This window comes from Collinsella vaginalis (assembly GCF_900176655.1).
GTDB classification, from domain to species: Bacteria; Actinomycetota; Coriobacteriia; order Coriobacteriales; family Coriobacteriaceae; genus Collinsella; species Collinsella vaginalis.
Genome location: NZ_LT838843.1, coordinates 591,992 through 606,069 on the forward strand (window position 1 = coordinate 591,992; position 14,078 = coordinate 606,069).

16 protein-coding genes and 1 tRNA gene are annotated in these 14,078 nt (G+C 63.2%); 11 read left to right on the plus strand and 6 right to left on the minus strand.

Annotated elements, in window-relative coordinates; genetic code table 11:
* From CAP13_RS04340 to CAP13_RS04370, 7 genes are all read left to right on the plus strand, one after another.
* The coding region (locus CAP13_RS04340; protein WP_281248979.1) for a phosphopantothenoylcysteine decarboxylase domain-containing protein at positions 1-506 on the plus strand (506 nt) is incomplete at its 5' end.
* A 156-nt stretch (positions 507-662) separates the two neighbouring features.
* Positions 663-739 (plus strand) — tRNA-Pro (locus CAP13_RS04345).
* Positions 740-1,024: 285 nt separating this feature from the next.
* Entirely contained in the window at positions 1,025-1,747 is a 723-nt protein-coding gene (locus CAP13_RS04350) for a CDP-alcohol phosphatidyltransferase family protein (protein WP_085830393.1), read from the plus strand.
* 33 nt (positions 1,748-1,780) lie between these two features.
* Entirely contained in the window at positions 1,781-2,215 is a 435-nt protein-coding gene (locus CAP13_RS04355; RefSeq protein WP_085830394.1) for an FHA domain-containing protein, read from the plus strand.
* A 2-nt stretch (positions 2,216-2,217) separates the two neighbouring features.
* Entirely contained in the window at positions 2,218-3,063 is an 846-nt protein-coding gene (gene ftsR, locus CAP13_RS04360; RefSeq protein WP_085830395.1) for a transcriptional regulator FtsR, read from the plus strand.
* An 11-nt stretch (positions 3,064-3,074) separates the two neighbouring features.
* Entirely contained in the window at positions 3,075-3,608 is a 534-nt protein-coding gene (locus CAP13_RS04365) for an adenine phosphoribosyltransferase (RefSeq protein ID WP_085830396.1), read from the plus strand.
* 155 nt (positions 3,609-3,763) lie between these two features.
* Positions 3,764-5,170: a Sapep family Mn(2+)-dependent dipeptidase gene (locus CAP13_RS04370; RefSeq protein WP_085830397.1), complete on the plus strand. Its 1,407-nt coding sequence runs from the start codon at positions 3,764-3,766 to the stop codon at positions 5,168-5,170.
* An 83-nt stretch (positions 5,171-5,253) separates the two neighbouring features.
* Here the strand turns inward: CAP13_RS04370 and CAP13_RS04375 are convergent, their stop codons facing one another.
* Complete coding sequence (locus CAP13_RS04375; RefSeq protein WP_245798900.1) at positions 5,254-5,865, minus strand: DUF1836 domain-containing protein; 612 nt, start codon at positions 5,863-5,865, stop codon at positions 5,254-5,256.
* Positions 5,866-6,007: 142 nt separating this feature from the next.
* Here CAP13_RS04375 and CAP13_RS04380 point away from each other — a divergent pair, with 142 nt between their 5' ends.
* Complete coding sequence (locus CAP13_RS04380; protein ID WP_085830398.1) at positions 6,008-6,874, plus strand: DegV family protein; 867 nt, start codon at positions 6,008-6,010, stop codon at positions 6,872-6,874.
* A 268-nt stretch (positions 6,875-7,142) separates the two neighbouring features.
* Here the strand turns inward: CAP13_RS04380 and CAP13_RS04385 are convergent, their stop codons facing one another.
* The gene (locus tag CAP13_RS04385; RefSeq protein WP_085830399.1) at positions 7,143-8,093 is read right to left on the minus strand and encodes an NAD(P)/FAD-dependent oxidoreductase; all 951 of its coding nucleotides are present in this window, start codon (positions 8,091-8,093) and stop codon (positions 7,143-7,145) included.
* Between the two features lie 175 nt (positions 8,094-8,268).
* On the opposite strand from CAP13_RS04385, the gene CAP13_RS04390 reads away from it, so the two are divergent.
* On the plus strand, positions 8,269-9,465 hold the full coding sequence (locus tag CAP13_RS04390) for an MGDG synthase family glycosyltransferase (RefSeq protein ID WP_245798901.1): 1,197 nt from the start codon (positions 8,269-8,271) through the stop codon (positions 9,463-9,465).
* Positions 9,466-9,647: 182 nt separating this feature from the next.
* On the opposite strand, the gene dut is transcribed toward CAP13_RS04390, so the two are convergent.
* The 3 genes from dut to CAP13_RS04405 all read right to left on the minus strand — a co-directional run bounded on the left by dut (position 9,648) and on the right by CAP13_RS04405 (position 10,965).
* The gene (gene dut, locus CAP13_RS04395; protein WP_085830401.1) at positions 9,648-10,088 is read right to left on the minus strand and encodes a dUTP diphosphatase; all 441 of its coding nucleotides are present in this window, start codon (positions 10,086-10,088) and stop codon (positions 9,648-9,650) included.
* Positions 10,089-10,092: 4 nt separating this feature from the next.
* A complete protein-coding gene (gene nrdR, locus CAP13_RS04400) occupies positions 10,093-10,536 on the minus strand; it encodes a transcriptional regulator NrdR (protein ID WP_085830402.1) in 444 nt (147 codons plus the stop codon).
* Between the two features lie 69 nt (positions 10,537-10,605).
* A complete protein-coding gene (locus CAP13_RS04405; protein WP_143764884.1) occupies positions 10,606-10,965 on the minus strand; it encodes a LysM peptidoglycan-binding domain-containing protein in 360 nt (119 codons plus the stop codon).
* Between the two features lie 348 nt (positions 10,966-11,313).
* Between CAP13_RS04405 and lexA the strand changes: the two genes are divergently transcribed.
* Positions 11,314-11,952 carry a transcriptional repressor LexA gene (gene lexA, locus CAP13_RS04410; RefSeq protein ID WP_085830404.1) on the plus strand — a complete coding sequence of 213 codons (639 nt, stop codon included), beginning with the start codon at positions 11,314-11,316 and terminating at the stop codon, positions 11,950-11,952.
* Between the two features lie 3 nt (positions 11,953-11,955).
* Complete coding sequence (locus CAP13_RS04415) at positions 11,956-12,744, plus strand: heparan-alpha-glucosaminide N-acetyltransferase (protein WP_179184928.1); 789 nt, start codon at positions 11,956-11,958, stop codon at positions 12,742-12,744.
* A 40-nt stretch (positions 12,745-12,784) separates the two neighbouring features.
* Here the strand turns inward: CAP13_RS04415 and hflX are convergent, their stop codons facing one another.
* Positions 12,785-14,077 (minus strand): GTPase HflX, encoded by a 1,293-nt coding sequence (gene hflX / locus CAP13_RS04420; protein WP_085830405.1) that lies wholly within the window; start codon positions 14,075-14,077, stop codon positions 12,785-12,787.
* Position 14,078: the final 1 nt, after the last annotated feature.

Sequence of the window (14,078 nt, forward strand, 5' to 3'; positions counted from 1 at the left end):
CCCTCATCTCCGCACCAACCGCCCTTGCAGCGCCCGCCGGCGTCGAGCTCGTCGACGTGGTGAGCGCCGCCGACATGCTCTCTGCGGTCGATGAGCGCTTCGATGCGGCGACTGTGCTGATCGCCGCCGCCGCCGTGGCCGATTACACGCCGGCGAGCGTCGCCGACCACAAGCTCAAGAAGACCGCCGAGCGTCTCGATGCGATCCCGCTCACCGAGACCGTCGACATCCTGGCCACCATGAGCGCCCGGAAGGGGGACAGAACCGTCATCGGGTTTGCCGCCGAGACCGATGACGTGCTCCGTCACGCCCGGGAGAAGCTCGCGCGCAAGGGCTGCGATGCGATCGTCGCGAACGACGTGTCGCGTGCGGACTCGGGCTTCGGGACCGATGACATCGCCATCACCTGGATCACCGACGGAGGCGCCGATGAGCTGCCGCTGATGTCCAAACGGGAGGCTGCCGAGGAGATCCTGACGCGCGTCAGCGGGCTGCGCCGGGGTTGAAGGGCTGCCCACGGCAACAGGGGCGACAGGGCGCGTCGACCGGCTCCGACCCCGCCCCTTGGCTGCGCCGGGCACGGCGTGAAAAACGAAATTCCTTCTTGCATGCGGGGATGAACTTGAGTACAGTATACCGTGCTGCTTGCGAGAGCAGTGCTTCGGGACGTGGCGCAGTTTGGTAGCGCACTTGACTGGGGGTCAAGGGGTCGCTGGTTCGAATCCAGTCGTCCCGACCATCGAAGCGTGAGCCAGAGGGTATCGACCCTCTGGCTTTTTTATTATCTTGATAGGCAATGCCGGGTGCCCTGGTTCTCGCATGGGAGCGCGCGTACCGCGGGCACGGTCTGCCGAGCCGTCTCGTGTGGGACGTGGAGGACACACGCGTCCCACGCGCCCAGAACCCGCGATATCGGGCCCCCTTCGTCCACAGAGATTCTGGAGTCACGGGTCAAAACGTGGTCATTTTGCCGCTAACTGGGTAAAATTACACAGTCTGTATCCGGCTTCAACAGGGGAGTGCCGTGAGTCTGAGGAAGAAGATCAAGAAGGAGCTCATCGGCACCTCCGACTACCCATCGAACCGGATCTTCACCATCTCGAACTTCATCACCCTGATCCGCCTGCTGCTCACCTTCGTCTTCCTCTACCTCTTCGTCAGCGATTTCAACCGGTACGTCGCCCTGCTCGTCTACGCCATCGCCGCGTCCACGGACTGGCTCGACGGCCAGATCGCCCGCATGACGAACACGGTGAGCTGGCTGGGCAAGATGATGGACCCCATCGTAGACCGCGCCCTGCTCTTCACCGGGGTCCTCGGCCTTGTCGTCCGAGGCGAGCTGCCGTTCTGGATCTGCGCCGTCATCATCGGCCGTGACGTCTACCTCGCCATCGGCAGCCTCATCGTCCGCCACTATCATCGGCGCCCCATCGACGTCGTGCATACTGGCAAGATCGCGACGGCCCTGTTCATGTCCGGGTTCACCCTCATGCTCCTCGGCCTCCCCGTGATCGAGGGCCTGGGGGTGGTGGGCGTCGGCATGTCCTGGCTTCCCGGCCTGAACCTCACCGCGGCGCCCTTGGGGATCTTCTTCGTCTACCTCGGCATTCCGTTCTCGCTCATCACCGCAGGAATCTACACCGTCAAGGGGTATCAGGCCTGCCGCCGAGCGATCGAGCACCCTGAGTCCGAGGAGGACTACCTTAATCCAGAAATTATAGAAACCGATCGCGCTGGGGTAGAATAGAACCCGTTTTACCTTCGCGCAGAGGAGCCTGCTATGTCCGATACTTTCCAGAACCAGCCCGCATCGGGCGAAGCGGTCGATTCCACGCGCGTCTTCCGCATTCCCATCGACGACGCGACCGCACCCGATCTCCTGAAGAGCGCCCGGATCACCACGCCGGTTCTCTCCATCATCAAGGGCCCGCAGACCGGCAACGTCTTCGAGCTCGAGGCCGATCTCACCACCGTCGGGCGCGATCCGGCGAACGGCATCTTCCTGAACGACATGACCGTCTCGCGCAGCCATGCCAAGATCATGCGCACCCCCGCGGGCATGGTGATCGAGGACCTCGGCTCGCTGAACGGCACCTGGGTCGATGGCGCCATCGTGAACTCCGCCCCGCTGCATGACGGCTCATCGGTGCAGATCGGAACCTTCACCCTCATCTACCATGAGAGCGCGCCGGCTATCATCGAAACCGGTGAGTGAGTGTGGCCGAGCGCAGCTACCTGAGCATCGGGCAGGTTGTGAACCTGCTGCGCGGGGCCTATCCCGATCTCTCGAACTCCAAGATCCGCTTTCTTGAGGACGAGGGCCTGATCACCCCGCACCGCACACCGAAGGGCTACCGCCAGTATTCGAAGGAGGACGTCGATCGCCTCGAGGTCATCCTGCATCTTCAGAAGACCCGGTACATGCCCTTGAACGTGATCAAGGACCGTCTTGACAACGCGCCGGACCTCTCGCAGCTCGCCTTCGAGGTGGGTCTGCTCTCCGACGCCCCCATGAAGACGGAGCCCAAGGAGACGAAGCAGAAGCTCCATCCGATCGAGGACCTGCCCGACCTCCTCGGAGTGGAGATCTCCTTTCTGCGCTCGCTCGCCGAGAACGACCTGATCCGCATCATCAAGAGCCCGCAGAACCGCGAGCTCGTCGACGGTCGCGAGTTCGTGATCATCCGTTACGCATCCGAGCTCTCCCGCTTCCATATCGAGCCCCGCAACCTGCGTCAGTACGTGTCGGCCGCGAACCGCGAGTCCACGATGTTCGAGCAGGTGCTGATCGGCATGCTCGGCATGGACACATCCGATGAGGACCGTGCCTCGAAACTCGAGCGCGCGTTCACGAAGCTGCACGACCTCACCGACGGCGTGCGCACGGCGCTCATCCGCAACCGGGTCTTCGAGTCGCTGAACGCCGAGGTCGATGACGCCGATGTGGACGCCGTCGACGATGCGATCACCGCCCGTTCCAAGGCCACCCAAGCAGCAAACGCACCGGCAGGGGAGCGTGCTACATCCGTCTCCCACCGCCCCTCCACCAAACGCGCCCGATGAAAGGCAAGCTGATGACCAAGATCTCATACGAGTCCCTGATCGCGAACATCCCGGACTACCCGGAGCCCGGTGTCATCTTCAAGGACATCACCCCGCTTTTCGCCGATCCCGATGGCCTCCGCGCCCTCGTGCGCGACCTCGCCGACCATTTCCGCGCCTCCGGGGTCACCAAGGTGGTCGGGCCCGAGGCGCGCGGTTTCATGACGGGCACCCCGGTCGCCTACGAGCTGGGAGCCGGGTTCGTTCCCGCCCGTAAGCCCGGCAAGCTTCCTCGCGAGACCCGCTCCGTGAGCTACGATCTTGAATATGGTTCGGATTCGCTTGAGATCCACGCGGACGCCATCCAGCCGGGCGATCGCGTTCTCATCGTCGATGACTTGGTCGCGACCGGCGGCACCGCGGCCGCAACGGGCAAGCTCGTCCAGGAGCTCGGCGCCGAACTTGTCGGCTATGCCTGCATCCTCGAGCTCACCTTCCTGCACCCGCGCGTGACGCTGGCCACGGCAGGCGACCACGAGCTCTACAGTTTGGTGAAGGTCGACTAAGCCACATCCACATGATGCTGACCGGGGCGGGCCGAGATCGGTCCGCCCTTCGTTTACCGACCATATCCGTCGCTCGTCGGTTCGATGCATAGAACACGATGGATCTCGTATATGCTAGAGGCGTATGAGCGGACCGTTCGAAGAAAGGATCGACCATGCCAGATACGGAGTTGAATGAGCGGATCGACGCCTGGATCGATGAGAACTGGGAGACCATCGTCTCGGAGATCGAGACCTTGGTGAATATACCGAGCCAGGAGGACCTCGAGCATGCAGCTCCCGGCGCACCCTTCGGCCCCGGTCCCCGGGCTGCCCTCGATGCCGGGCTCGACCTCTGCCGTCGTTTGGGGATGCAGGCTGAGAACCATGAGGGCTATGTGGGCACCGCCGACTACCCGGGCGCCGATGACACGAAGAAGATCTGCCAGATCGCTCACCTCGATACCGTTCCCTGCGGCCCCGGCTGGACCCAGGACCCCCACCAGATGACCCGTCGCGACGGTTACCTGATCGGCCGCGGCACCCTCGATGACAAGGGGCCGTTCGTCGTGGGGCTCTACGCGATGCGCTACTGGCATGAGCAGGGGGTCAGCTTCCCCTACACCATGCGCATGATCCTCGGCTCCAACGAGGAGACCTCGCTCAAGGATGTCGAGTACTACCTTGAGCACTTCGATCAGCCGACCTTCCTCTTCACCCCTGATGCCGAGTTCCCGGTCTGCTATGGAGAGAAGGGTATCTACCAGGGAGTCTTCACCTCCGGCCCGATCGTCAACGGGAAGATCGCCCACTGGCGTGCCGGTGAGGCGTTCAATGCGATCCCCACGGATGCGAGCGTGACGATCCGCGCCGACCGCGCAGCCCTCCCGGCGAAGGATGGCATCACGCTCTCGGATGCCGCCGACGGGTTGGTCCTGATCGCGGCCAAGGGTCGCGGCGGGCATGCGAGCCAGCCGGCCGGCACCGTGAACGCGATCGGCATGCTCGTGGACTACCTGCTTGAAAACGAGCTCGTCACGGCCGCCGAGCGACGCTTCCTCGAGCTCCAGAAGACCCTGATCGACGACTACACCGGTGCGGGTGTGGGCATCGCCACCTCGGACGACCTCTTCGGCGAGCTGACCGTCATCGGCGGTATGGCCTGGATCGAGGACGGCCGCATCCACCAGTCCGTGGACTCCCGGTATCCCACGACGTTCAGCCGCGCGCAGTTCGAGGAGGCGCTCGGCGCCGCGGCCGCTCGGTTCGACGCCGCCTACGCGACGGACAACGACACGGAGCCCTTCTACATCGATCCGAGTGGTGAGGAGATCCAGCGTCTGATCCGCGTGTACAACGAGGTCACCGGCGAGGACCGCAAACCCTTCACGATCGGCGGCGGCACCTACGCGCGCGAGTTCAAGAACGCGGCCGCCTTCGGCCCCGAGATGCCCTGGCGCGAGGATCCCGCCTGGGTCGGCCCCATGCACGGCGATGACGAGGGCGTCTCCGAGGATCTGCTCAAATCTGCGCTCAAGATCTACATCCTCGCGATCAAGGAGCTCATGGAGATCACGTACTAGTCCCGACGCAGCTGGTATCTGAACAGATACGGATAGGGGAGTGGGAGCATCGGCCCCCACCCCCCGTTTCATGCTCGCCCCGCTCAGTCCTCGTAGCCTGAGAATCGAAAGTAGGCCATCAGGTACGCCTTGGCTGCGAAGGCCGACACCGCGCTTCTTACCAGGAGGGACTCCCGGGTGACGCGGCGGGCTGTATCGGGTGCCGGCGGCTCGTCGGGGGCGAAGGCGGCGCGCAGGGCGTTTTCAAGTTCAGTTGCGACGTAGTTGAAGGCGATGTCGCTCGGATAGCTCATCACCTGCAGTCGCAGAAGCCGTCCGATGGCGGCGATGGGGAGAAATTGCTTGAAGATGCAGATCAGCAGCAGACGTGCGATCTGCTCCCGTTGGTAGAGCTTCTTCACCGGGGCCTGCACGAGGCCGAGCTTCACGTAGTTGTTGATCATAGACGGCGTCAGCCATGCGCCGTCGACGACGTCGTCCAAGGGGGAGAGGGTCTTCTCGATATAGCTGATGACCTGTTCGCGGTAGAGCGGAAGATCAGGAAGGTTGGAGAAGCTGGGCAGGTGGAAGCTCAGAGCCGCCTGCGCGATCTCAGATTGCAGGAAGTCGTCGGGCAGTACGGTAGGTGCCACATCACGCGGGGTGATCTTCGCTGAGATGTCCGACATGGGGATGACGGTTCGCGATGCGCTCATAAATCCTCCCTCGTCTCACCGTATATAGGCTAGCGCAATTGATGGGGAATTCCTAGTTTCGATCAACCGTTCACCTCGTTTTCAATACTAGATTCTGAAAGTGGCTATACTGGTCCCTGCAGGCCTCGATGGAAGGGTCCCTATGTCTTGGTGCATCGCCGCTGACTCAAGCTGCAATCTTCGTTCGTTCACGCCCACCGCCTCGGGCGTTGCATACCGTTTCGCACCCCTGAAGGTCAACGTGGGCGGTGTGGAGCACACCGATGACGAGGCCCTTGACCTTGACGCCTTCCTCACGCAGATGGCCGCTGAGAAGGTCGCGTCATCGAGCTCGTGCCCGAGCGCAGGGGAGTGGGCTGAGATCTTCCGCGCCTATGACAACGTCATCGCGGTGACGATCTCATCGAATCTATCAGGGAGCTATGAGGCCGCTTGCCTGGCGCGCAACATGGTCATGGACGACTACATGCGCGAGCATGCCGGCAGCATCGCAGATAAGAACATCTACGTGCTGGACTCGCGTGCAACGGGGGGAAAGCTCGAGGTCATCGTGCGGCTGCTCGATCGCTATCTGGCGACGGGCCCGAGCTTCGACGAGGCGGTGGCCTATGCGGAGCGTCTTGAGGCCTCCTCGCAGGTCCTGTTCTCCCTGAGCAACTATGAGAACCTCACGCGAAGCGGCCGGATGCCCCGTTTGGTTGGCGCCGTGGCCACGAAGCTCAACATCCGCATCCTCGGCACCGCGAGTCCTGAGGGGACGATCAAGATCGTGGGGCCCACGCGCGGCGAGAAGAAGATGTACCGCAAGATCATGGACGCCATGGAGGGCGACGGGTACCGTGGCGGTCTGGTGTACATCGACCACGTGCGCAACCTCGCCGGTGCAGAAGCGCTCGCCGCATCGATACGTGGACGCTGGCCGGAGGCTGAGGTTGAGGTCATCGCCTGCGGGGCCCTGTGCTCGTATTACGCCGAGGAATCCGGACTGATCATCGGCTACGGTTGGTAGGCAGAGACAGGATCAGTCGGGCACTGGGGCGCATTGGGCAAGACGTTCGCGTGCTCTGGAGTGAGTATTACCGACGAGAGGGGGTGCAGGCGCACGTATCCGCGTCTGCACCCTTTGCTTTCACCTATCTACTTTACATAACATATATTATCAGAAATAAAGAGATAAGAAGAGGGACGCGTTCAAGGTCTGACTGCCTTGACCGCGTCCCTCGGCAAAACGGCATCGAATCCGAGGCTCACCTCAGATAGCTTGAGTCAGGTCGTGCTCAGTCGAGCTGGCCGGTCTCCTCTAGATAATGGTATGCGCTCGTTGCAGCGATCGCACCGTCAGATGCGGCGGTAATCACCTGGCGCAGGTTCTTATGGCGCATGTCGCCCGCCACATACAGGCCGGGGGTCTTCGTCGCCATGTTCTCATCGGCGACGACGCCACCGTCCTGAGCAAGCTCGACGAAATCCTTCACCAGGTCGGTGTTGGGCAGGTAACCCGTCGCGACGAAGATGCCGAAGGAGCCCGCGTCATAGGTCTCATGGGTGAGCTCACCGGTCTCGTTGTTCTTGAACGTGATGTCAGTCAGCATGCCCTCCCCGCTCACCTCGACGATACTAGTAAGGTACCGAACTTCAATGTTGTCCTGCTTGAGGACACGCTGGACCATGCCGCGGGGCGCACGGAACTCATCGCGGCGGATCACCATCGTCACCTTGCTCGCGATACGCGAGAGGTAGATGGCCTCCTCGGCCGCGGTGTTCCCGCCGCCGATGATGAAGACGTGCTTACCGCGGTAGAACATGCCGTCGCAGGTGGCGCAGTATGAGACGCCCCTTCCCCGGTAGCTCTCCTCGCCTTTGAAGTTTCCGGGACGCGGCGTGGCGCCGGTGGCGATGATGGCAGCCGGGACCTCGATCTCCTCCTGGTCCGTGGCGATCTTGAAGGTGCCCGCCTCAGTGCGGGTCAGACCCGTCACCATGGCGTACTTCGTGGTTGAGCCCGCGGATTCCGCATGCTCCTGCATCTTGGTGCCCATCTCGGCACCGGAGATCATGGGGATTCCTGGGTAGTTGTCTATCTCGTCGGATGTGGCGATCTGCCCGCCGGGCATGCCCTGCTCGATGACGATGGGACGCAGGCTCGCGCGCGCAGCGTAGAGAGCAGCCGTGTAACCCGCTGGTCCACCGCCGATGATCGCGAGGTCAAAGGGATAGGTGTTGCTCATCGTTCCTCCATTCAATGTTTGACCTATCAGTTGATACCCATTTGCATAAATCATGAGTTGCGGCAATCCGTATACAATGGAACGTACGCAATTCAGCCGCAACCGTTGGAAAGAGCCCATGACCAACCAGTCGCCCGAAGGACATGAGACGATCATCCACCCGGTTATAACGGTTATGCATGCATCGGTCGGCTCAGGTCACAAGGCTGCCGCTGCGGCAATCGCCGAGGCGGTCGACCGCCTGCGCGGCACCCACGGGGTCCCCGTTGACGTCGAGGTCGAGGTCCTCGATATCCTCGATTTCGGACGCATCCCCTTCGACGGCAACAAGACCGCGGCCTCGTTCACCGGGGCGACGCGCCCCGTCTACGACCTCACTTGGCGCTACACCTTGACCGGCCGTTTGCTCTGGGGTGGTGGCACCGGGTGGTCGAAGGTCATGTTCCCCGCATTCAACGAGTACGTTTGCGCCAAGCAGCCGGTGGCGGTGATCTGCACCCATATCACCGCTGCGAACGTCGCCGTCGGGGCGCGCATGATCACGGGGATAGACTACCCGGTGGTCTGCGTCCCCACCGATTACGAGATCGAGGGCTGGTGGCCCCACCGGGAGACGGACCTGTTCTGCGTGGCAACGGACTTCATGGCGGAGACCCTGCGCCCCCGCAAGGTCGAGCCTGCGCGCATCCGCATCACCGGCATCCCCGTGCGCCATGGGTTCGAGCGCGAGGATGATCCGGCGGCATGCCGGGCGCAATTCGGACTTCCCGACGGCAAGCAGATCGTCCTCATCATGGCCGGGGCGAGCCTCCCCCAGCCCTACGTGCTCTTCCGTGCGGCGATCGAGCAGACCCTCCCCTACCTCAGGCGCTTCGATCGGATGCATTTCGTCTTCCTACCGGGTCGGGACACGGTCTACTCCGGCAACCTCAAAGCCATCTTCGCCGGCATGGGCCTCGATAACGTGACGGTCCTCGACTATGTGGACGACATGGTCTCCCTGATGCACGCGTCCGACCTGGCCATCTTGAAATCAGGGGGTCTCACGGTCACCGAGTGCCTCTGCGCGCGGCTGCCGATGGTACTCTTGGGGAAGTCCTATGGCCAGGAGAAGGCGAACACCACGCTCCTCACCTCGTACGGTGCGAGTATGCATGCGACGACGGCCGCCGAGCTCGTATCCATCCTCGGGCGCCTGCACGAGCATCCTGAGGCCCTGGACGCCTTGCTGGTGAACGCAAGCGCCCTGCGCCGCCCACGTGCCGCGGAGGACATCGTGAGCGCGACCATGGAGCTCGTGGGCGTGCCCATCGAGCGCGAGCGGCACTTCGCGGAGTTCTACTGGGGCGGAAAGCCGGCGCACCTTCGCTGACGGTCCGATGGATGTGCGAGGCGATCTGTTGGAAGACCTCTCCGCACCGGAAGCCAAACCTGTAACCAAGATGCGGACCGCTATGACCAAAGGCGGGACGCTACCAGCAGCTCATGCCGGAGTCAGCTGAAATAGGACCGCTTGGTTGAGGTCAGATTGGTTTTGAACGGGGTCTGTTGCGCTCACTTGGCTCCGCTTGACCCGAATCCACCTGCGCCGCGATCGGTCTCATCAAGCTCGTCTGTCTCGATGAGGGTTACCGCGGGCACCGCCTGAATCACAAGCTGGGCGATGCGCTCGCCGTGTTCAATCTGGATGGCCTCATGGGGATCGAGGTTCACGCAGATGATCTTGAGCTCTCCGCGGTAATGGGCGTCAATGAGACCGGGTGTGTTGGCGATGGAGAGGCCCCGTTTCAGGGCCATGCCGCTGCGCGGTTGGACGAAACCGGCGTATCCATCGGGCAGGGCGATGGCGAGACCGGTTGAGATGAGGGCGCGCTCATGAGGCTTGATCTCAACGGATTCGTTAGCGCGCAGATCGAGGCCGGCATCCCCGGTGTAGGCATAGGAGGGAAGCTCGACCGTGGGATCGAGGCGCTTGATGCGGACGGAGATATCCATGGGCTCACCTCAGCTTATCGAGCTCCGAAAGGAACTCATCGACGTCTTTGAAATCTCGGTACACGGAAGCGAAGCGGATGTATGCAACCTTATCGATGGGCTCCAGCCGCTTGAGGACGAGATCCCCGATCTCATGCGAGGTCACCGAGGTGCGCATGCGCGAACGGAGCTCCCGCTCGATATCGTCGATCAGGGCGTTCAAGCGGTTGATGTCGATCTCTCGCTTCGCGGTGGCGCGCATGAGGCCGACGAGGAGCTTGTTGCGGTCGAAGGGTTGGCTCATCCCGGAGCTCTTGATCACCTCGATAGGATCCTCGCAGCGCTCAAAGGTGGTGAAGCGGTGCCCGCATGCGCGGCACTCGCGCCGCCGTTTGACCGCGTTGGAGGAATCCTGCATGCGCGAGTCTATCACGCGGGTGTCATCCCCGCCGCATTTTGGGCAGTGCATGGCTCCTCCTCACCTCGCAACACGCATCCGGTACGTCGATACAGGATACCACGGCTGATGGGCCGGGGCTCAGCGCCTGCCTCGTGGTCCATCCGAATGACCGCCGTGCGCAGGCGCAGATGGCACGCCGAACAACGGAGCTCTCCTCGGCGTCATCCCTCGGCTTTGCGAGGGCACTGCGATGACCTGGCCCGGGGTGAGGCCCGCGCGCTCAAGGCCGTTGCGCTCCTGGAGCACCTGCACGAGCTCATCGGTTGAGAGGCCCTGCGCGGGATGCGCTGCGGCGATGGACCAGAGGGAATCCCCCGCCTCGACGGTGACCTCCTCGTAGGAGATGGCAGCGACGGCGCTTGCAACCGCCTGGTTCCGTGCGAACGCGAACGTGAGAAGGCCGCCGAGCATGACGATCGCCAGGGCGGCGCACGCCACGATGCGGACGGTGGNCCGGCGCGCTGGGGCGCGGTGCGAACGACGACCGGACGCGGGGCCTGCACGGGCTCCCGGCGGCGACCCCCCTCTATGACAGTGAAGGCGGGCTTGGGCGCGGATGCGGGAAGGGTGAGGGCGAGGTTGCCCTGCGTGTAAGTGGCATTGCTCATGGCGGCTCCTCTCAGCATGTGTCTCGACTAGAGGTATAGCAACTCGTGCGGACAAAAGTTCTGGCACGGGAACGAGTGTTCGTGTATCATTATCTTCGAACAGTTGTTCCTGTCAAGAAAAATTCGAACATCTGTTTGGATCATGAAGCGAACAGGTGATCAGGGAGGTTCGAGGCTCATGGCGCGTAAGATCACGCAACGGCAGCTGCAGATCTATGAGTACATCAAGGATTACCAGAAGAAGAACGGCTATCCGCCGAGCGTCCGCGAGATGGCCGGGGCGGTGGGGCTCTCCTCCCCCTCCACCGTGCACGCCCACCTGAGCGCCCTCGAGGACCACGGGCTCATCAAACGCGATGCCTCGAAGCCCCGTGCCCTCGAGGTCTTCAACGAGGATGGAACCTCTGCCAAACTCGCCACGGTCTCGAGCGCACCGGACCGTGCGACGGTCTCCCTTCCGCTCGTGGGCCGCGTCGCCGCGGGCATCCCCATCCTCGCCGAGCAGAACGTAGAGGACACATTCACGCTCCCCGTCGAGATCGCCACGGACTCAAGCTCCTTCGTTCTGGAGGTGCACGGCAACTCCATGATCAACGCCGGCATCTTCAACGGGGACTTCATCATCGTGCGCGAGCAGAAGAGCGCCATGAACGGTGAGATCGTGGTCGCCATGATCGAGGGCGAGGCAACGGTCAAGACCTTCTACAAGGAGCGCGGCCGCGTTCGCCTGCAGCCTGAGAACGACGCCATGGAGCCCATATACGCCGAGAACCCAACCATCCTCGGCAAGGTCGTCGCCCTGCTTCGTCGGTTCTAGCATATGGATGCAGAGACGGCATGCGGTCCGTCTGGCCAACGGCATGATCACCAACCCGCTGCGGAGCCGCGGGCAGACGGGCATATCGCATTCTTCGATATACTCCGCGGTTTCACCGTCGTATCCATGGTGCTCTTCCACGCGAGCTACGATCTCGCCTACCTCTACGGCGCTCCGCTCCCCTGGTTCACCATGGGTCCCGTCCAAGATGTCTGGCGGGCGTCCATCAGCTGGGTCTTCCTCTTCCTCGCGGGTTGGATGACCTCCTTTACGCGAGACAACCTGCGGCGCGCGGCTGTGTACGGTGCCGCGGCGGCGGGCATCTGGCTGGCGACGACCTGGGCGGCGGTCGACACGCCGGTGAGCTTCGGCATCCTGTTCTGCATGGCGGCCTCGACCTTCATCTTCGCCATGCTGAAACGCGTCTTCGCGCGCCTACCCGCACTCCCCGCGGTAGCCGTCTGCCTCCTGCTGTTCGGCCTTCTCTGGGGGGTTCCGCGCGGCACGTACGCGGTTGGGGGGCTAGCCTGGCTTGGTCTCCCCGCTCCGGGCTTCAGCTCAGGTGATTACTACCCGATCATCCCCTTCACCTTCATGTACCTCGCAGGCTCCTTCGCAAGCCGTGCTCATGCGGAGCGGTCCGGCGGGATGTACCCCGCATGGATGCACGCGAAACACCTTCCCGTCCTCGCGTGGATCGGCCGTCATAGCCTGATCATCTACCTCGCACATCAGCCTTTGCTCATCGCCCTGTTCTCGGTGCTGCCCCCGTTTGGGGTCAGTCCGCTCTGAGGCGGCCAAAGACGGCATGCGGTCCGTCGCAGGGCCTACGTTAGTGATCGAGCTCAAAGCGGGTGAGGCGGGCGGCTAGACGCTGTGGGGCCCTGAGGGTGAGCCGGGTGCCCTCCCCCTCATACGATTCCTGCAGCACCTGGCATTGCTCGTGGACCACTTTGACAAGCGCCGCCTCGCGGTAGGGCACAAGGACGCTCATGAGCCGGTCGGAGCTCGCCGCCTCACGTGCCAAGCGCTCCTGGAGCTCGGTGATCCCGTACCCGGTCGCGGCGGAGAAGAGCACGGCTCCGGGATTCGACGCGGCGAGGCCGCGACGGTCCTCTTCCTCAAGCAGGTCAACCTTGTTGAACACGGTGAGCGCGGGGCGCTCGTTGGCGCCGATATCCGCGAGCACGCGCTCCACGGCCCTCAGATGGCGCTGCCAGTCCTCGTCGGAGGCATCGACGACCTTCAAGATCAAGTCGGCCGAGAGCACCTCGGAGAGCGTTGACTTGAAGGCGTCCACGAGGTTGTGCGGGAGCTTCTGGATGAACCCCACCGTGTCCGTGAGCGTCATAAGGCGTCCGCCTGGCAGGGTGTAGGCTCGCGTGGTGGGATCGAGGGTCGCGAAGAGCTTGTCCTCGGTGAGCACCTCGGCGCCGGTCAACCGATTCAAGAGGGTCGATTTGCCGGCGTTGGTGTACCCGGCGAGGGCGACGCGCCAGGCAGCGGAACCGAGGCGCTCCTTCGACTGAACCCCGCGCCGGCGTTCAAGCTCGCGGAGCTGCCGGCGGAGTGCGGCGATTCGGTTGCGGACGAGGCGGCGATCGACCTCGAGCTGGCTCTCACCCTGCCCGAACCGGCTGCCGATACCGCCGCGGGTCTGCTCTTTCGCCAGATGGCTCCACATGCCGCGCAAGCGCGGGAGCAGGTACTGCAGCTGCGCGAGCTGAACCTGCAGCCGTCCGTCGCGAGTCCGCGCATGCAAGCCGAAGATGTCCAGGATGAGAGCCGTTCGATCGATGATCTTTAACGGTTCACCGAGGGCACGTTCAAGGTAGGACTGCTGGGAGGGCGTGAGATCGTCGTCGAAGATGACGACATCGACCTCGAGGCTGCCGACCATGTGCCGCAGCTCCTCGACCTTGCCCGAGCCGATGTAGGAGCGGGAAACCGGGTGATCGAGGCGCTGGGTGAGCCTACCCACGACCTCGGCACCGGCTGTCTCAGCGAGCCGCTCGAGCTCATCGAGGGAACGATCCAAAGGCCAGGTGTCATGCCGGGTCTCAACGCCCATGAGCAGGGCGCGCTCGGGCTTCGGGGCCGTAGGGACACTCGTGAACCGCGCCATA